The 18,185-nt window shown below is 57.6% G+C and carries 16 protein-coding genes; 10 read left to right on the top strand and 6 right to left on the bottom strand.

The annotated features are described in order from the left end of the window. Positions 1–29: 29 nt before the first annotated feature. Positions 30–272 (bottom strand): hypothetical protein, encoded by a 243-nt coding sequence (locus tag F1C16_RS11045; RefSeq protein WP_185280716.1) that lies wholly within the window; start codon positions 270–272, stop codon positions 30–32. Positions 273–458: 186 nt separating this feature from the next. On the opposite strand from F1C16_RS11045, the gene F1C16_RS11050 reads away from it, so the two are divergent. After that, a complete protein-coding gene (locus F1C16_RS11050) occupies positions 459–1,817 on the top strand; it encodes a YfcC family protein (protein ID WP_185280717.1) in 1,359 nt (452 codons plus the stop codon). 73 nt (positions 1,818–1,890) lie between these two features. Here the strand turns inward: F1C16_RS11050 and F1C16_RS11055 are convergent, their stop codons facing one another. From F1C16_RS11055 to F1C16_RS11065, 3 genes are all read right to left on the bottom strand, one after another. Next, a complete protein-coding gene (locus F1C16_RS11055) occupies positions 1,891–2,754 on the bottom strand; it encodes an SDR family oxidoreductase (protein WP_185280718.1) in 864 nt (287 codons plus the stop codon). 185 nt (positions 2,755–2,939) lie between these two features. Further along, positions 2,940–4,034: an ATP-binding protein gene (locus F1C16_RS11060; RefSeq protein WP_185280719.1), complete on the bottom strand. Its 1,095-nt coding sequence runs from the start codon at positions 4,032–4,034 to the stop codon at positions 2,940–2,942. 234 nt (positions 4,035–4,268) lie between these two features. Then, positions 4,269–4,670, bottom strand: coding sequence for a DUF6960 family protein (locus F1C16_RS11065; protein WP_185280720.1), 402 nt, complete (start codon positions 4,668–4,670; stop codon positions 4,269–4,271). A gap of 325 nt (positions 4,671–4,995) precedes the next feature. On the opposite strand from F1C16_RS11065, the gene F1C16_RS11070 reads away from it, so the two are divergent. From F1C16_RS11070 to trpS, 8 genes are all read left to right on the top strand, one after another. Continuing rightward, complete coding sequence (locus tag F1C16_RS11070) at positions 4,996–6,828, top strand: alpha-amylase family glycosyl hydrolase (RefSeq protein WP_258048878.1); 1,833 nt, start codon at positions 4,996–4,998, stop codon at positions 6,826–6,828. Between the two features lie 286 nt (positions 6,829–7,114). Then, positions 7,115–8,956 carry a glycosyltransferase gene (locus tag F1C16_RS11075; protein ID WP_185280721.1) on the top strand — a complete coding sequence of 614 codons (1,842 nt, stop codon included), beginning with the start codon at positions 7,115–7,117 and terminating at the stop codon, positions 8,954–8,956. Between the two features lie 190 nt (positions 8,957–9,146). Then, positions 9,147–9,986, top strand: coding sequence for a DUF4198 domain-containing protein (locus tag F1C16_RS11080; RefSeq protein ID WP_185280722.1), 840 nt, complete (start codon positions 9,147–9,149; stop codon positions 9,984–9,986). Between the two features lie 91 nt (positions 9,987–10,077). After that, positions 10,078–10,452 carry an STAS domain-containing protein gene (locus F1C16_RS11085; RefSeq protein WP_185280723.1) on the top strand — a complete coding sequence of 125 codons (375 nt, stop codon included), beginning with the start codon at positions 10,078–10,080 and terminating at the stop codon, positions 10,450–10,452. Between the two features lie 134 nt (positions 10,453–10,586). Next, positions 10,587–11,501, top strand: a complete 915-nt coding sequence (locus tag F1C16_RS11090) for a ribonuclease Z (protein ID WP_185280724.1) — start codon at positions 10,587–10,589, stop codon at positions 11,499–11,501. 90 nt (positions 11,502–11,591) lie between these two features. Continuing rightward, positions 11,592–12,695 (top strand): Gfo/Idh/MocA family protein, encoded by a 1,104-nt coding sequence (locus F1C16_RS11095; RefSeq protein WP_185280725.1) that lies wholly within the window; start codon positions 11,592–11,594, stop codon positions 12,693–12,695. 60 nt (positions 12,696–12,755) lie between these two features. Continuing rightward, positions 12,756–13,505 carry a queuosine precursor transporter gene (locus tag F1C16_RS11100; protein ID WP_185280726.1) on the top strand — a complete coding sequence of 250 codons (750 nt, stop codon included), beginning with the start codon at positions 12,756–12,758 and terminating at the stop codon, positions 13,503–13,505. Between the two features lie 99 nt (positions 13,506–13,604). Beyond that, on the top strand, positions 13,605–14,582 hold the full coding sequence (trpS, locus tag F1C16_RS11105; protein WP_185280727.1) for a tryptophan--tRNA ligase: 978 nt from the start codon (positions 13,605–13,607) through the stop codon (positions 14,580–14,582). A gap of 99 nt (positions 14,583–14,681) precedes the next feature. Here trpS and F1C16_RS11110 read toward each other — a convergent pair whose 3' ends face one another. Beyond that, complete coding sequence (locus F1C16_RS11110; RefSeq protein WP_258048879.1) at positions 14,682–15,494, bottom strand: hypothetical protein; 813 nt, start codon at positions 15,492–15,494, stop codon at positions 14,682–14,684. A 153-nt stretch (positions 15,495–15,647) separates the two neighbouring features. Further along, the gene (locus F1C16_RS11115; protein ID WP_185280728.1) at positions 15,648–16,391 is read right to left on the bottom strand and encodes a class I SAM-dependent methyltransferase; all 744 of its coding nucleotides are present in this window, start codon (positions 16,389–16,391) and stop codon (positions 15,648–15,650) included. Between the two features lie 175 nt (positions 16,392–16,566). Between F1C16_RS11115 and F1C16_RS11120 the strand changes: the two genes are divergently transcribed. Then, entirely contained in the window at positions 16,567–18,126 is a 1,560-nt protein-coding gene (locus tag F1C16_RS11120; protein WP_374940578.1) for a DEAD/DEAH box helicase, read from the top strand. Positions 18,127–18,185 lie beyond the last annotated feature (59 nt).

The following is an 18,185-nucleotide window of genomic DNA, read 5'->3' on the forward strand; positions in this document are numbered from 1 at the left end:
GAGCAAAGCTACCTAAGTTGTTTCGGATTTTATATGCTCGGCAGTATGATTTTTTCCAGATAATGGAAAAGACAATCCGGATTCTGGAAAATATGAATAAACAGAACTCGCTCCTCCCCTTGCACCCGCCACATCTCCGCGTAGAAGTCGTGACAGGCAAATAGTTGCAACTCAAAACTATCCTGCTGCTGCCCAGCCAAAAAACGACCGTGCTGCACCAAGTAGGTGGTTTGCTGAGGAAGAGGTAGGAGCTTGAAAGCGGTAAATTGCATAAGCAGGACGATGATAGCAGCAACTACAACACTACCAGAACAGGTTCCCAACCAACGTAGGCGGCAAACCATACCGTATGTAGGCAGCAGCATTGAAAAGCGAATTCTTTGCAAGATAGCGGCTCTTCTGCCAGTACACTATCCTTTGATTTTCTGAATTTTATCTTACCCACACCGCCGTTAGGCATGAAAAAAACTCTTCGTTTTCCGCATCCGCTGGTGCTGCTGCTTGGCTTCATTCTCTTGGCGCTATTGTTAAGCTATCTGTTGCCGGCTGGCGTCTTCGACCGGCTGCCCGACCCGGCTACCGGCCGGGACGTAGTGGTGCCGGGCTCCTACCACCACGTGCCGCCCACACCAGTAAATCCGCTGGCCGCAATTGTGGATATTCCGAAGGGAATGGCCGACGCGGCCAGCGTTATTTTCTTTGTGTTCCTGACGGGCGGCGCCTTCACCGTAGTGGATCAGACGGGGGCGTTGCGCCACGGGGTAGACTGGCTGCTGGTGCGCCTGCGCGGGCGCGAAGCGCTGGTTATTCCCATCGTGTCGCTGCTGTTTGCCACTATGGGCGCTCTGGAAAATATGCAGGAAGAAATCATTCCGCTGGTGCCGGTATTGCTGGTGCTGATGCGCCGGCTGGGCTACCCTACCATTACGGCCGCGGCGGTGAGCCTGGGGGCCGCTGCCGTGGGGGCCGCGTTCAGCCCGTTGAACCCGTTTCAGGTAGGCATTGCGCAGAAACTGGCGCAGTTGCCGCTGCTCTCCGGGGCGGGGTTTCGGTTGGCGTTTCTGGCTGGCGCGCTGCTGATTTGGATTGGCGGCACCATGCGCTTTGCCCGGCGCCACCGCCAGGAGCCGGTGGTGGAAGTGGCCACCGAGGAAGCCGCCCTAGCCGAAACCAGCCACGGCCGACACGGGCTGGTGCTGGCGCTGCTGCTAGTGGCGTTTGGCGTGTTCACCTACGGGGTACTCCGGTTGGGCTGGGAGTTTGAGCAAATGGGCGCCTTATTTTTTGGGCTGGGGGTAGCAGCTGGGCTGATCGGTGGGCTGGGTCTCAACGGCACCGCCGAGGCGTTCATCGCCGGCTTCCGCGACCTGGCTTTCTCGGCGCTCTTGATTGGGTTTGCGCGAGCCATTTTCGTGGTGCTGGAGCAGGGGCAGGTAGTCGATACCATCGTCAATAGCCTATCGGCGCCACTAGCGCACTTGCCGGTTACGCTTTCCGCGCTGGGTATGATGGGGGTGCACACCGCTCTGCACTTGCCAGTTCCCTCGGTGAGCGGACAGGCGGTGCTCACCATGCCTATCCTCACTCCCCTCTCCGATTTGCTGGGTCTACCCCGGCAGGTAACAGTGCTGGCCTACCAATACGGCGCCGGCCTATGCGAACTGATAACGCCTACCAACGGCGCCCTAATGGCCATTGTAGCTGCCTGCGGCGTGCGGTTTGATGCGTGGTGGCGGTTTGCCTTCCCGCTCTACCTGCTGCTGCTGGCACTAGGGGCAGTGGCGGTGGTAGTGGGCATTGCCGTGGGACTGGGCTAAAAACAACTGGGTGCAATCAGGTAGCGTACTGCTACCTGATTGCACCCAGTTACCGTCGAATAAATGCTATGGCTTACGTATTCAGCACTGAGCCGCCGTTGGGGTGAATGGCCTGACCAGTGATATACGAGGAGTCTTCCGAGGCCAGGAATACGTAGGCCGGGGCTACTTCCGAAGGCTGTCCGGGACGCTTCATGGTAGTGTCCTGGCCAAACTTGGCCACTTTATCGGGTGAGAAGCTAGCCGGAATCAGCGGAGTCCAGATGGGGCCGGGGGCTACCGTGTTAGCGCGGATTTTCTTATCGGCCAACTGCTGCGAGATAGAGCGAATGTAGGCCGTGATGGCACCTTTAGTAGAGGTGTAATCCACCAGTTGTTCATTGCCTTTGTAGGCGTTTATCGAGGAGGTAGCAATGATAGAATCGCCTTCGTGCAAATGCGGCAAGGCGGCTTTCACCACGTATACCATCGGGAAGAAATTCACTTTGAAGGTATCCTCGAATTGCTCGTTGGGCAACTCCGACACATCTGTACTCACGAATTGCTCGGCGGCGTTGCTTATCACAATGTTCAGCTTGCCCAGCTCATCTATAGTGCGCTGCACAATGTCTTCGCAGAACTGCTTGTCGCGCAGGTCGCCAGCCAGCGTGAGGCAGCGGCGGCCTTCGGCTTCTACCAGCTGGCGCGTGTCGTAGGCGTCCTGCTCTTCTTCGGGCTTGTAGGTAATGGCCACGTCGGCACCCTCGCGAGCAAAATGGATGGCTACGGCCCGGCCAATGCCGGAGTCGCCGCCTGTAATCAGGGCCACTTTATCTTGTAGCTTTTCGCTGCCCTTGTAGTTGGCCCGGATGTATTCCGGCTGCGGGGTCATTTCGGTTTCCAGGCCGGGCTGTTGGTCCTGGGCCTGCGGGGGTAGGGAGGTTGGTTTGTTTTCCATCAGGGTTTGGTTGTTAAGGTCAGCAGCGACGGTTTACGCCGCAATTCAACCTTCAAAACGGCTTCCCAAGCCCTAGAGTTGCTAGTGCGCAGCTTACCAACCCGCGCCTACTACCACCCTACGCTGCCCGGTTTTCGGTTGTGGCAACGCAGCATTCAGACCCGAAAACCGGGCAGCCTACGCCATCAGGAATCGAGCGAGGGTAGGGTGATGTAGAACGTAGTTCCCTGGTTTTCGGCACTCTCCAGCCATATCTGCCCGCGGTGCAACTCCACAATCGTTTTGATGATGGACATACCCAGACCCGTGGTTTTCTCGCCTCGCAGACCAGGGCGGCGTGCCTTCGTAAAGCGCTCAAACAGTCCCGGCTGTAACTCCGGCGCAATGCCAATGCCATCGTCCTGCACCGTCAGGAGCACTTGGCCCGGCTGCTGTTCTATCCGCACGGTGATGTGGCCGCCTTCGTGCGTAAACTTAATGGAGTTGCTGAGCAGGTTGTTGAGCACCTGCAAGAACTTATTTTCGTCGAGGTTGACGTAGATCGGAGCCGAAGCAGGCAGGAAGAGAAACTGCTTGTTGAGTTGCGCCGCCGCGCGCTGGTATTCCTCCATAGTCAGGTTCACCCGCCACACCAGGTCTACCCGGTCCAGCTTCAGCTCCACGTTGGCCGATGTCATGAACTCGTTGTCCACGAAGTCACGAATCAGGTTCACGCTGTCGTGGCAGATGGTTTGCATAATGCTCAGGGCCTCCGTGAGTTTAGCATTGCCCAGGGGTAGCACTTGCGCCTGCATGGCTGCGCTGATTTGCTGCACCAGCGCCAAAGGCCCCGCCAAATCGTGCGAGAGGATTTCCAGTGTGGCGTTCTTTTTGGCATTGAACCTATTCGCATTTTCCAGGTTATCGCGCTCCGTGGTGACATCGCGCAGGAAGCCACCAATCAGCACCTCCCCGTCTGCAAGCCGCTGTTGATGAGGGCTTAATACCAGAGACATCCACTGGTCAGGGACCTCGGTGCGGCGCACCCGGAATTCCAGCTCGTCGTGCAAATGGCCGCGTACCCACAAGTTCCAGCACCGTGCTAGGTAGGGCTGGTCGTCGGGGTGCAGGCGACTCAGCAGCTCCGGTAGTTGCTCGGTGGCTTGTGCGGGCCCTACCCCCAACAACTGCTCGCAGGCGGGAGTAGCGTATACCACCTGCTTGGTATTCACCTGATAAATGAAGAAGAAGTGCGGCATCTCCTCTACCATAGTCTGTAGAAAAGCCGACGGATTTATCATACTTAATACCCTGTGATAGAGGCGGCGCTAATCAGACTATACGGTCAAGTTGTCTATTTACTACGGTTGCGTTTGCGAAGTTGCACCGCCGCGGTGGGCAAATCTCTCTCTTTCATGGTATATAATCGTCATTCTGGATAGAAATAGACCACAAGAGAATCCAGCAAGGCGCCCTACCGAAGCGCGTCAAACAGAAACCACCCTTCGTTACAAAACTGAAAAACAGCAGAATACCTATACCAGCCGCAGTTCATCGCCTTCAAACACCTGCCGCACTTTGCGCTTGCGCTCTACCAACTGGTAGGTGGCGCGGTCGGTGGCTTCGTCCCAAAACACGTCGGAGATGAGGCCACGGTGAGCGGCCCGGCCAGCGGGCGGGTCTACCTCCTCCACCAAGTCGCCGAAGCTGAAGGTAGGGCGGTTGTAAAGTTCCTTGAACAGCTCGGGGCTGACTTTGAACTGCTGCTCGTCGTAGCGCAGCAGCAGCCACTCGTCGGTTTCGTCAATCTTCTCGAACAGCTTGCCTACCGGCTCGAGCCACTCAAAGGTGCGACGGTTGGAGGGGTGAATGTAGCGGTAGCCGTAAGCGGGCGTCCAGCCATAGAGGCCGTATACAACAGGTTTTGGTCGGGGCACAGAAAAGCAGGTAGTGAAGCCGCAAAGATAGGCGTCGCAGCGGGTGGGTTGATCTGGCGAAAGTAAACCAACACCAAAACGGCCTTGTTCATTCCCGGCCAATTTTGTGAAAAGAACGGGCACGCCTACCCTTCCTAAAGCAGCCGTTCAAACCTACGTCGCTCAAACAATGCACGCGCTTGGAAATCGCCCCAAACCCTCGCCTATTAGGCTGCAAGCAGCATTTCTGACGCACGCGCTGGGCCGCCAACCTCGTCAGCACAACCTAAACGAAAATTGGACAGTTAAAGGCTCACATTTCCTTTGGGATTTCTCTCGAACCATTATGCCTGAAACTGACCTTTCTCCCGCTCCAACCTCTACTCCTACCCCCCTCCAGCCCGGCATGGGCGCCATTCCGCACGAGCACGGCACCACCTTCCGCGTATGGGCACCTTCGGCGGAGGCTGTTGCGTTGGTAGGCCCCTTCAACGACTGGAACCACGAGTCGCACCCGCTTAGCCACGAAACTGACGGTTATTGGGCCGCCGATTTTGCTGACCTCGGCCCCGGCACAGAGTACAAATTCTGGCTGGATACGCCTACCGGCCAGCTACAGCGCAACGACCCCTACGCCCGCCAGGTGACGCACTCGGCCGGCAACTCGGTGGTGCTCGACCCGAATTTCGATTGGGAAGATGACAATTTCCAGATGCCCGCCTGGAACGAGCTGATTGTGTACGAGCTGCACGTGGGCACCTTCAATGCTCCCGACCCTGAGAAGCCAGGCACGTTCTACGACGTGATTGACAAGCTGGACTACCTGCGCGAGATGGGCATCAACGCCATTGAGGTGATGCCGGCCACCGAGTTTCCCGGCGGCCGTTCTTGGGGATACAACCCCGCGCATCCCTTTGCCCTGGAAACCGACTACGGCGGACCGCAAGCCTTCAAAGAGCTGGTAAAACAGGCCCACCGCCACGGCATTGCCGTGATTCTGGACGTGGTGTACAACCACTTCGGCCCCGGCGACCTGGATTTGTGGCAGTTTGATGGCTGGTCGGAAGACAACGGCGGCGGCATCTACTTCTACAACGACTGGCGCGCCCAAACGCCCTGGGGCCACAACCGCCCCGACTACGGCCGCGACGCCGTGCGCTATTACATCCGCGACAACGCTCTGATGTGGCTGGAAGACTACCGCGTAGACGGGCTGCGGGCCGACTCCATCTCCCACATTCGCAACGTAGACGGCTCCGAGGACCCCTCCCGCGACCTACCCGATGGCTGGTCGTTGATGAAGTGGATCAACGAGGAAATCCGCCAGCGCATGCCCTGGAAGATTACCATTGCCGAGGACTTGCTAGGCAACGACTACATCACGCGCATGCCCGAGGACGGCGGCCAGGGCTTCTCCACGCAGTGGGATTCGGCCTTTGTGTATCCCATTCGCCACGCCATCACGGCCTACTCCGATGAGGAGCGCGACATGCACGCCGTGGCCGCGGCCATTACCAAAGTGTATAATGGCGACGCTTTTCAGCGCGTTATTTATACCGAGTCGCACGATGAGGTAGCCAACGGCAAATCGCGCGTGACCGAGGAGATTATGCCGGGCAACGCCCACACGTGGTTTCCGAAGAAACGCGCTACCCTGGGCGCCGCGCTGGTGTTCACGTCGCCGGGCATTCCCATGGTATTTCAGGGGCAGGCCATGCTGGCCGACGGCTTCTTCTCCGACGATGCCCCCCTGAACTGGGAACACGCCGAGCAGCACAGCGGCCTGGTGCAGCTCTACCGCGACATGGCAGCGCTGCGCCGCAACTTCCACGGCAACACGCGCGGCCTGATGGGACAGTACGTGGATGTGTTTCACCTCAACAACGAGAACAAAGTCATTGCCTTTGCACGCCGCGACCAAGGCGGCCCCGGCGATACAACCATCGTACTCGCCAATTTCGCCAATCAAGGCTACGATGCCTACGCCATCGGCCTACCCCGCAACGGCGAATGGCACGTGCGCTTCAACTCTGACTGGGAAGGGTATGACGAAGAATTCGGCAATTTCCAGAGCACCGGCACGCACGCGGAGGAAGGAATTTACGACGACCAACCCTACTATGGCACCTTTGGCTTGGCGCCCTATTCCGTGCTGATTATCTCGCAAAACCCGCAGTAGTCAGCGGCCTTTTCTACAACGCAACACGCCTACCCTGCTTCAATGTTGGGGTAGGCGTTTTGCGTTGCATTTTGTAAGTAGATAGAAAGTCAGGCTACTTTTCCTGTGTAGCTCTACCTGTACTGGAGTCGCTTACATTCTGTCGAATGCCACAATCCAATGCGCCAATGGTTGCTGATGAGTAGATAATCTGTTCGGAATTGGGAAATTGTTGCCGCTTCTGCCAACTCTCCCCGCTATATTGCCCGTACTCCTACCATACACCTCCCTGCTACTCTTTCCTTTTATGCAATACCCCACCCGTACCAATTCCAATGCCATTGCCCTAGACGCCCTGCTTGTCGAATCTGCTTGGGAAGTTTGTAACCAGGTAGGTGGCATCTACACCGTAATTCGCTCCAAGGTACCCGCCGCCGTGCAGGGATGGGGCGACCGGTACTGCCTGCTAGGGCCCTACTTTCCGCAACAGGCCCAGAGCGAGTTTGAGCCCTTCGATGATATGCAGCTGACGCTCCTTTCCGACCCCTTTGCCGGGGCCGTGCGCCAGATGCGGCAGCGGGGCTACGATGTGCAGTACGGCGTGTGGCTGGTGACGGGTAGGCCGCGCACGGTGCTCATCAACCCCTTCCAAGTATACGGCCACTTGGGCAGCATTAAAAGCGACCTGTGGCACCACCACGGCATCCCTACTCCCGACAACGACGACCTCCTGCACCAGGTAGAGGCGTTTGGGCATCTGGCGAAGATTTTCATTGAAATTCTGACCGCTGAAGTGGTGCCGCCACGCCGCGTGATTGCGCACTTCCACGAGTGGATGACCGGCGTGGCCATTCCCGATCTGCGCCGCGACCAGGTGCCGGTGCACATCGTATTTACCACGCACGCTACCCTGCTGGGCCGCTACCTGGCCATGAACGACCCCAACTTCTACGAGCACCTGATGCAGGTAGACTGGCTGGCCGAGGCGCGGCATTTCAACATTGAAACGGCTGTGAGCATCGAGCGCGCCGCCGCGCACGGCTCGCATGTGTTTACCACCGTGAGCGAGTTGACGGTGCGCGAGTGCATCTACCTACTCGACCGGTTCCCCGATGCGGTGCTGCCCAACGGCCTCAACATTGAGCGGTTTGTGGCCCTGCACGAGTTCCAGAACCTGCATAAGCAGTACAAGGACAAGATCAACGAGTTTGTGATGGCGCACTTTTTCCAGAGCTATTCTTTTGATCTGGATAACACGCTGTACCTGTTCACCTCGGGCCGTTACGAGTACCACAACAAGGGTTTCGACCTGACCTTGGAAGCGCTAGCCCGCCTCAACTACCGCCTGCAACAAAGCGGCCTGGAGGGCAACGTGGTGATGTTCTTTATCACGAAGCGGCCTTTCACCAGCATCAACCCGCTGGTGCTGCAGAACCGTGCTATTCTGGATGAGGTGCGCGAGACGTGCGAGGCCATTCAGGAGCAAGTAGGCGAGCGGCTGTTCTACGCCGCCGCCGCCGGTACCGACCACCGCCTCCCCGACCTCAGCGCCATGGTAGACGACTACTGGCGCCTGCGCTACCGCCGCACCCTGCAAAGCTGGAAAACCAACGCCCTACCCTCCATCATCACCCACAACCTGATTGATGACCAGAATGATGATATCCTGAACTTCATGCGCCGCGCCAACCTGCTCAACTACCAGCACGACCGCGTGAAGATGGTGTATCACCCCGATTTTGTGTCGCCTACCTCACCATTATTTGGCATGGAGTACGGGCAGTTTGTGCGCGGCTGCCACTTGGGCGTGTTCCCGAGCTACTACGAGCCCTGGGGCTACACGCCGCTGGAGTGCATTGCGCGCGGCGTGCCGGCCATTACCTCCGACCTCTCCGGCTTCGGCGACTACGTGATGCAGCACGTATCCGACCACGAAGACAAGGGCATCTATGTGGTGCACCGCCAAGAGCGCTCTTTCCACGAAGCCGCCGAAGAGTTGACGGATATGCTCTGGAACTTCGTGCTGCAAAACCGCCGCGAGCGAATTGCCCAGCGCAACCGCGTAGAAAACTCCTCGGAGCTGTTCGATTGGAAAAACCTGCGGGTGTATTATGACCGCGCCTACGCGCTGGCCTTGGAGCGGTTTTAGGCGAGTAGTCCTTTCGACTGCTAAACCGTCATTTCAACCAGCGAGAGAAATGACGCTTTAAAGAACAAGTAGGGTAGCTTCATCTCCTGCACATCATTTTTTACAAACTTAGATGCACTACCGCCTAGGTGGCACGCGTTCTTCGGAGCGCTGCCTAGGCGGTAGTGTTCACTTCTCTCTACTTGCCCGTATGCGGCCTTCGCTGAAAAGCATTGTTCTAACTGTAGTTATCGGCACGCCGGCGCTTCTGGCGGCTGCGCATGAATTTTGGTTAGCGCCGCCGCACTATTTTGTGGCAGCTGGTCAGAAAATCAACCTGCAAACCTGGGTAGGCGAAAATTTCACTGGCCAGCGCTGGGCAGGCAAAAGCAGCCGCATTACGCGTTTCGTCCACGCCGGTCCGGCCGGTACTGAAGATCTTACTACCAGCGCCACCCAGGCCGACACGCTGCAAACGGCCCTCACATTCGCCCAGCCGGGCACACACGTAGTGGCGCTGGCTACCAACGACGCCTACCTGGAGCAAACGGCCGAGCAGTTCAATACCTACCTCAAGGAAGAAGGTCTCGATAACGTGTTAGTACTGCGCCAGCAACGCAACGAATTAACCAAACCCGCGCGGGAGGCCTACCGGCGGTGTGCCAAAACGCTGATACAGGTAGGCAAAGTAAACTCCCGCGATACGGCTCGCGCCTACGCCCGCCCCGTGGGCTTGCCGCTGGAGCTGATACCCGAGCAAAATCCCTACCTGCTGCGGCCAGGAGCCGTGCTGACGGTGCGCGTGGTGCAGGACGGGCAGCCCGTAACCGGCGCGTTGGTGCAGGTGTGGCAGCGCCAGCCCGGACAAAAACCCAAAGCTTCGCGCCTGTACAGCAACCTTAGCGGCCGAATTTTGTTACGCTTATCCACTCCCGGTAGCTATCTGCTGAGCACGGTGCGTATGGCCGCCATCCCCGACCACACCCGCGCTGACTGGCATAGCACGTGGGCCTCCCTCACATTTGGTACGGCAGGTCCAACTGGGTATTAAAATTCTGCTATCTTTCCCGTACCTTTCTTCTCTCCGTCTCGAACATTTTTTTCCTACCTTCGCAACTCCCTTAACCACCGAAACACGCGGTATGAAGTACTCGATTGATAAAAAGGACACCTACACCATAATTACGATTGACGAGAAGAAGCTCGACACTACTGTTGCGCCCGATCTGAAGTCGGAATTTGTGAAGCTGAATGCCGAAGGCACCAACAACCTGATTCTGGATCTGGCCAACGTGAAATACACCGATTCGTCGGGCCTTAGCTCCATTCTGATTGCCAACCGCTTGTGCAACTCTACGGGTGGCCTGCTGGTGCTCACCGGCCTGCAAGACCACGTAATGAAGCTTATCACCATATCCAAGCTGGAATCGGTACTGCATATTCTGCCCACGGTAGAGGAAGGCATTGACCGCATCTTCCTGCACGCCATCGAGCGCGACCTGACCAACAAAGAATAGCGCGTTTTTTAGCTGATAGCTGTTGGCTGCTAGCTGTTAGTTTTCCGCTGACAGCTAACGGCCAGCAGCTTTCGTATTTTTAACTCTCTGGCCGCAGCTATCTGCCAACGCGGCTATCAGCTACCAGCTATTCCTTGGAGTTCGAACTGAAAATACTCGGTAGTGCTTCGGCCACCCCCGTGATGGACCGCCACCACACGGCGCAACTCCTGACGGTAGGCGCTAGCCAATACCTGATCGATTGCGGTGAGGGCACGCAGCGCCGCTTGTTGGAGTATAAAATCCGGCACCCGCGCATCCACACGATTTTCATCTCCCACCTGCACGGCGACCATTTTTTCGGATTGTTCGGGCTGCTGGGCACCATGCACCTGCACGGGCGAACCGAGCCGCTCCAGCTCTTCGGCCCGCCCGGCCTCGATGAGATTCTGACCACGCAGTTTCGCTACTCACACACGCGGCTTAATTTTGAGTTGCTGTTTACGGCGGTAGATACCACCCAGCACCAGCAGATTTTTGAGGACAAGCAGCTGACGGTACACACGCTGCCCATGCAGCACCGCATTCCGTGCTGCGGCTATTTGTTTCGGGAGAAGCCGAAGCGCCGCCACCTTATCAAGGAGCAATTGCCGGCTGGCCTCACGCCGGCCCAACTAGCGGCTCTCGCGCAGGGCGAAGACGTGTACGACCCGGCCACCAACGCCCTGCTCGTTCGCAACGCCGACGTTACCACCGACCCTACCCCCTCGCGCAGCTACGCCTTCTGCTCTGACACGCTCTACCTACCAGGCCTAGCGCCGCTGCTGCACGGCGTGGACTTGCTCTATCATGAGGCTACCTTTTCGGATGAGATGCGGGAGCGAGCGGCCATTACCCACCACTCTACCGCGCATCAGGCCGCTTTGCTAGCCAAACAGGCACAAGTAAAACAGCTGCTTATTGGGCACTTTTCGTCGCGCTACCGCGATTTGGCGCCTTTACTTGCTGAGGCTCAGGCGGTGTTCCCGAATACGGAATTGGGTGTAGAAGGCAAAACAGTGAGCTTATAAAATTTGAAAAGCGAACAAGAACGTCATGCTTCGACTCCGCTCAGCATGACGTTCTAATGTATTCATAAGCACCCTCTTTCTATCCCACCCATGCCCAGAACCATTCTTTTAGTTGTGTTGCTGCTGCTCGGCTCCATTGCCGCCGCTAATGCCACTATCTCTGCCCCTGCACCCGTACGCGTAGGCATTGCGGGCCTCACGCACGCCCACGTGCACGTGCTGCTGGGCCGCGCCCAGCGCGGCGACGTGACGATAGTGGGCATTGCGGAGCCCAACCGCGACTTGGCCCAGCGCATCACCAAGCAATATGGTCTGAGCATGAAGCTGGTGTATCCTACCCTGGAAGAAATGCTGGTGAAGACCAAGCCCCAGGCCGTAACGGCTTTCAACAGCATCTACGACCACCTAGCCGTGGTGCAGGCCTGTGCGCCCCGTGGCGTGCATGTGATGGTAGAAAAGCCCCTGGCTGTGAGCGTAGATCACGCCCGCCAGATGGCTGCTCTGGCGAACAAGCACCACATCCATCTGCTCACCAACTACGAAACCAGCTGGTACGGCACCAACCACCGGGCCTACGAGCTGGTAACGCAGCAAAAAACCATCGGCGACATCCGCAAAATGGTGGTACACGACGGCCACCAGGGCCCAAAAGCCATCAACGTGAACCCAGAGTTCCTAGAGTGGCTGACTGACCCAGTGCAAAACGGCGGCGGGGCGCTAATCGACTTTGGCTGCTATGGCGCCGATTTGATGACCTGGCTGATGCAGGGCCAGCGGCCCCAGTCGGTGACGGCCGTGACCCAGCACTTGCAGCCGCAGGTATATCCGCGCGTGGATGACGAGGCCACGATTGTGGTTACCTACCCGCACGCGCAAGGCATCATTCAGGCATCCTGGAACTGGCCCTACTCCCGCAAAGACATCGAAATTTACGGGCAGACCGGCGCCGTCTTCGCGCTCGACAGTCGTCAGCTACGCGTGCGCCCTACCGAAAAAGCCGCACCGCAGGAGCTGACTATTGCAGCCCCGAAGGCCCCGTACGATGAGCCGTTTGCCTACCTGGCCGCCGTGGTGCGGGGCGATATTCAGGAAGATAAATTATCGTCGCTGGATGCCAACCTCATCGTGGTAGAGATTCTGGATGCGGCCCGGCAATCAGCCAAAGAAGGCAAAACGATATTTTTGTCGAAGTAGCCGGGCGAATAGTCTCGCTACAGAATTCCCGTACTGATTTCTACCTTATTGCCCGCCGTTATGGCGAAGAAGAAACAACAGTTGTACCTGGTTCTCAGCGGCATTTTCATTGTGAATGCTCTGCTGGCAGAAATTATTGGCGTCAAGATATTTTCTGCCAATGCCCTATTCGGTCTACCCCCTACCCTGCCCGGCGACCTCACGGCCGGCGTACTCATCTGGCCGGTGGTCTTCATCACCACCGATATCATCAACGAGTACTTCGGCAAGGCGGGCGTGCTTCGCGTGAGCTTCCTCACGATGGGGCTGATTCTGTACGCGTTCTTCATCATTCTGGCTACCACCTACCTGCCACCGGCTAAGTTCTGGCTGGAGGTGAACGGCACCGACGCCCAGGGTAGGCCATTTGATATCGACTTTGCCTATCAGAGTATTTTCCGGCAGGGCCTGGGCATCATCACGGGCTCTATAGTGGCTTTCGGAATTGGGCAGGTGCTGGACGCCACCATTTTTGCGTGGCTACGGCGACTTACTAAGGGGCGCTACGTGTGGCTGCGCGCTACTGGTTCCACGCTCGTTTCGCAGCTCGTTGACTCGTTTGTGGTGCTGTATGTGGCGTTCTACCTGTTCGGTAATTGGAGCTTTGCGCAGGTGCTACGCGTTGCCAACACCAACTACTGGTATAAATTTGCAGCAGCCATTCTGCTCACGCCGGTGCTCTACTTGGCCCACAGCCTCATCGACCGATACCTGGGCCAGGAAAAAACCGAGGAGCTACAAGAAGAAGCCGCGGCAGACGTGAGCGTGTAATTTTTGAGCTGTTAGCTACTAGCTGTTGGCTCTTAGCTAACACATCCATCATCCTGAAAAAGCTAACAGCCAACAGCTAGTAGCTAATAGCTAAACTCTATGTCCCGTATTCTCACTGGCATCCAGAGCACCGGCCGCCCGCACTTGGGCAACCTGCTGGGCGCCATTCTTCCGGCCGTCGAGCTGTCGAAAACCAGCACCAACGAGTCGTTGCTGTTTATTGCTGATCTGCACTCGCTTACTACCGTGCGCGACGCTGACACGCTACGCCAGAACACCTACGCTGTGGCGGCCGCGTGGCTGGCCTGCGGCTTCGATACGGAGAAAAACCTGTTCTACCGGCAGTCCGACGTACCGCAGGTAACGGAGCTGACGTGGTACCTATCGTGCTTTGCCCCCTACCCTATGCTGGCAAACGCGCACTCGTTCAAGGACAAATCGGACCGGCTTTCCGACGTAAACGCGGGCCTGTTTACTTACCCCGTGCTGATGGCGGCCGATATTCTGCTTTACGATGCGGAAGTAGTACCCGTGGGCAAAGACCAGATTCAGCACTTGGAAATCACCCGCGACATTGCCAGCGCTTTCAACAGCCGCTACGGCGAAACCTTCGTGCTACCCCAGGCCCGCGTCGATCAGCAGCTGATGACCATTCCCGGCATCGATGGCCAGAAAATGAGCAAGAGCTACGGCAACATCATCGACATTTTTGTGGATGACAAAGCGCTGCTCAAAACCATCCGCAGCATCGTATCGGACAGCACGCCCCTAGAAGCCCCCAAAGACCCCGACAACGACACCACCTTCAAGCTCTACTCCTTGCTGGCCACCCCAAAGCAAGTTACCGACATGCGCGTCAACTACCTGAACGGCGGCTACGGCTACGGCCACGCCAAAACGGCTCTGTACGAGCTAATTCGGGAGCGGTTTGCCACTGAGCGGGAACAGTTCACCTATTACATGAACAACCTTCCCGAAATAGACGCCCGCCTCGCTGAAGGTGCCCGCAAAGCGCAGGCCTACGGCAGCACCATCCTCAACAAAGTGCGCGAGAAGGTAGGATATCAGGTGAGATAGTGAAGTGTAGAGTTTGTGAAGTAGGAAAACGCCTGTCATCCTACGCTGCGCTCAGGATGACAGGCGTTTTTCTACTTCACCACTTCGCTCTCTCACTACTTAGTACACTAATCCCTCACCGAGATGCTGCTGGTGAGAGAAGCTGAAGCCGACTTTGCTACCACGGCTTACTTGTTGGTTTTCAATCTTTTGCTTGACCGTAATCTTCTTAATTTCATTCATGGGAGGCGCGATGAGGTCGTTGTTGACGGCCGCAATCATGGCGCTTTCCACGAACAGGCGCAGCATTTCCGGGGTGATGGGCGACGCGGCCATGTCGTGGTCGGGTAGCTCCAGCTGCTGCACACCTTCCAGGAAGTAATGATTGTCGATGTTGACGAGTAGGCGCCCAACGAGGTAGCCGGGGTCGTTCATGCGCTGGTACTTCACGCTGTCGGCCATGAAGTTGTAGGCCATGATGTGCCCAAAAAAGCGCCGCCGGAAATCGGCCTCCACGTAGGCCGTGTTCATCGGGCCGTAGTCGTCGGGGAAGGTGACGATGTTGGAGTGGAGCACAAACACCAGCAAATCGCCCGAAAACTTGATATGGAACTCCATGTCGTTGATGGGCCGGTACTCCACCACCACGCTCGAATCGAGGGGCGAAATCTTGCGGCTCAGCTCCACCACCAGCTCCTGCGATACCTGCCGCAGCAGATCAAATGTAGCAATGGTATTGCGGTAGATGAGCTGCTTGGCTGAGGATTTCTGCTTGAGGCCGTCAAAAATCTGACCCAGGCGGTCGGGCGTTTCTTCTTCCGTTGCGGCCGTGGTGTTGGGGGTAGGCGCAGTGGCGCTTTCGGTGACAGCAGGGGTAGGCAGTTGCTCGGGGCTAAAGGCAGCAGGCGGGGTAGGGCGGGGCGTATCGTCCATAAGAGAAAGCGCCGACCGAACGACGCGTTAGGATGAAAAATACCGCACAGCGGTAAAAAAACAGGTAGGCACGAGTTGCTAGTATACAAAATCAAGCTAATCTATGCGCACCGGTTCTGTATAAACCTCGGTAAATTCTTCCTTTCTCCACCTCTATTTCTCTACCACTCCCTGCCGCAGAAACACCGGAAAAACCACTTCTCGCTCCCCTTGGCCCCAGCGCCGCCCCACTTCTTCTTCGATCAATAGCACGGGGTCGGTGCCGTGTTGCTGCTCGTACTTCACCACGCTTGACCACGTGCGCAAGTACTGCAAAAACCAAGCGGCCGTCCAGTGCCGGCGCACGTGGTAGGTGCGGTGCTGCACCTGCCCAAATGGAAAGGGAATGCGGGCGTACTGGTCGTCGATGTGCCAGCGGTTGTCGTCCCAATACGGGCGCATCGTATCGGCGTAGAAATGCGTCAGTACAGGGTTCAGATCGGCCTGCAGCTGAGCCAGCTGGTAGCCCCACTCTGCAAGGGTAGCACCCGGCCGGGCTACGCGTTGCACTTCGGCATTAAACCGCTCGAAATCAAACCAATGCACGGCCTGACCCACGGTTACCAGGTCGAAGGTATTGTCGGCGAAGGGCGTTGCTTCGGCGGCAGCTACCTGATAGGTAATGTTGGGGCGCAGGGTAGCATTTGCCAGTTGGGCCGCGCTGCTATCGGTGGCATCTACGTGCGCAAAATACCCGGCGAGTTCGGTGGCTACTTGGCCGTTGCCGGTGGCGCAGTCCCACGCACGCTGCCGGGACGGCAGGCCAGCCAAAAGCTCGGTGTATAGTTCCTGAGGGTAGTCGATACGGTACTGCGCGTATTGGGCGGCTTGTGTGGAGAAGCGGTCGAGCGGAGACATACCATGGTATTGAATAGGAGGAATTTCTGCGGAGCTATCCGCGTTTCACAAGCGTAGCATCCTGGTTTTGTGTACGCGCCCAACCGCACAAATGCCGTACCTTTACCACAATACCCGCTGTTTGCTGACCGGAAACGCAAGGTCAGCCTGTTTTTCACTTCATATTTGCTGTCCCTTGACGTTTCACGATTTCAATCTCCACGAAGACCTGCTGGCCGGCGTGGATGCCATGAATTACCTACAGGCCACGCCCATTCAGGAACAGGCCATTCCCAAAATTATTGAAGGCAAAGACCTGATTGCCTGCGCTCAGACGGGTACCGGCAAAACTGCTGCCTACCTCATTCCGCTGCTCGACAAGATTTCGCACGCCAAGCACACGCACACCAGCACCCTGATTCTGGTGCCTACCCGCGAGTTGGCTACCCAGATTGATGAGCAGGTGACGGGCTTCGGCTACTTTGTGGAGGCCAGCAGCATTGCCATCTATGGCGGTGGCAAAAGCGAGGGCTGGGAGCAGCAGAAGCGCGCCCTCACCGGCGGCGCCGACATCATCATTGCTACCCCCGGCCGCCTGATTGCCCACATGCAAATGGGCTACGTGAAGTTCGACCAGCTCAATTATCTGGTGCTCGACGAGGCCGATAAGATGATGGACATGGGTTTCTCTGATGACATTCTGAGCATTGTGCGGCACTTGCCCAAGGAGCGGCAGACGCTGCTGTTCTCGGCCACCATGCCCAACAAAATCAAGGAATTCTCGAAGCAGTTGCTGCAAGAGCCGGAAGAAATCCGGTTGGCCGTATCGAAGCCGGCGGAGGGCATCAATCAGCAGTTCTACATGGCGTTCGACCGCCAGAAGATCTACCTGCTGGAGCATATCCTGAAGAACCAGCAAGTGCAGAGCATGGTGCTGTTTACATCGCAGAAGGCGGCCGTGAGCGGCATTGTGCGTAGCATCAATAAGCTGGGCTACGTGGCGCAGGGTATTTCCTCGAACTGCACGCAGGAGGAGCGCGAGCAGATCATGCGCGAGTTCAAAAATAAGCAGTTCCCCATCCTAGTAGCCACCGACGTGCTCAGCCGCGGCATCGACATCGACTCGCTGAGCCACGTGGTAAACTACGACATCCCGCGCGCTGCCGAGGACTACGTGCACCGCATTGGCCGCACGGCCCGCGCTGCTACCACTGGCACGGCCATCACTTTCATCTCCGACCAAGACCAAGACCGTGTAGTGAAGATTGAGAAGCTGCTGGAGCGCGAGGTAGAGAAACAGAACATCACGGAAGAGCTGGGCCTGGGCGAAGCGCCCGAGTTTGACCCCAAGCGCTTCAGCGGCTTGCGCGGCAAACTAGGTGGGCGCGATGGACGTGGCGGCTCCGGCCGCGACGGTGGCCGCCCTCGTCGTGAAGGCGACCGGCCCCGCAGCGAAGGTGCAGAGCGGCGCAACCGCAGCGGCCGTGGCCCGCGCCGGGAAGATCAGGCCAACCCTACCCAGGCTGCTGATGGCACCACGCCGACACAAGCCACCAGTAGCCGCCCTTCCCGCGCACCCCGCCTGGAAGGAGCTACTACAGACGCTACCGGCACTAATGAGGCGGCACGCGAGGGACAACGCCGCCGGAAGCGTGGCGGCCGCAACCGCGGCGGCCGTGGGCCGCGGCCAGAAGGTCAGGCCCCGGATGCTTCGGCTGCGTCCACCCCGGCTCCGGCTCCTACTAGCGCGGAGTAACGCTATTCCTACCCAAAAGAAAATCCCCGGTGCCAATGGCTCCGGGGATTTTCTTTTGG

The organism is Hymenobacter sp. NBH84, assembly GCF_014217645.1.
GTDB classification, from domain to species: Bacteria; Bacteroidota; Bacteroidia; order Cytophagales; family Hymenobacteraceae; genus Hymenobacter; species Hymenobacter profundi.

Coding starts and splice junctions, on each gene's coding strand:
- F1C16_RS11045 (WP_185280716.1), bottom strand. CDS start 272: ATGCAATTTACCGCTTTCAAGCTCCTACCTCTTCCTCAGCAAACCACC.
- F1C16_RS11050 (WP_185280717.1), top strand. CDS start 459: ATGAAAAAAACTCTTCGTTTTCCGCATCCGCTGGTGCTGCTGCTTGGC.
- F1C16_RS11055 (WP_185280718.1), bottom strand. CDS start 2,754: ATGGAAAACAAACCAACCTCCCTACCCCCGCAGGCCCAGGACCAACAG.
- F1C16_RS11060 (WP_185280719.1), bottom strand. CDS start 4,034: ATGATAAATCCGTCGGCTTTTCTACAGACTATGGTAGAGGAGATGCCG.
- F1C16_RS11070 (WP_258048878.1), top strand. CDS start 4,996: ATGCCTGAAACTGACCTTTCTCCCGCTCCAACCTCTACTCCTACCCCC.
- F1C16_RS11075 (WP_185280721.1), top strand. CDS start 7,115: ATGCAATACCCCACCCGTACCAATTCCAATGCCATTGCCCTAGACGCC.
- F1C16_RS11080 (WP_185280722.1), top strand. CDS start 9,147: ATGCGGCCTTCGCTGAAAAGCATTGTTCTAACTGTAGTTATCGGCACG.
- F1C16_RS11085 (WP_185280723.1), top strand. CDS start 10,078: ATGAAGTACTCGATTGATAAAAAGGACACCTACACCATAATTACGATT.
- F1C16_RS11095 (WP_185280725.1), top strand. CDS start 11,592: ATGCCCAGAACCATTCTTTTAGTTGTGTTGCTGCTGCTCGGCTCCATT.
- F1C16_RS11100 (WP_185280726.1), top strand. CDS start 12,756: ATGGCGAAGAAGAAACAACAGTTGTACCTGGTTCTCAGCGGCATTTTC.
- trpS (WP_185280727.1), top strand. CDS start 13,605: ATGTCCCGTATTCTCACTGGCATCCAGAGCACCGGCCGCCCGCACTTG.
- F1C16_RS11110 (WP_258048879.1), bottom strand. CDS start 15,494: ATGGACGATACGCCCCGCCCTACCCCGCCTGCTGCCTTTAGCCCCGAG.
- F1C16_RS11115 (WP_185280728.1), bottom strand. CDS start 16,391: ATGTCTCCGCTCGACCGCTTCTCCACACAAGCCGCCCAATACGCGCAG.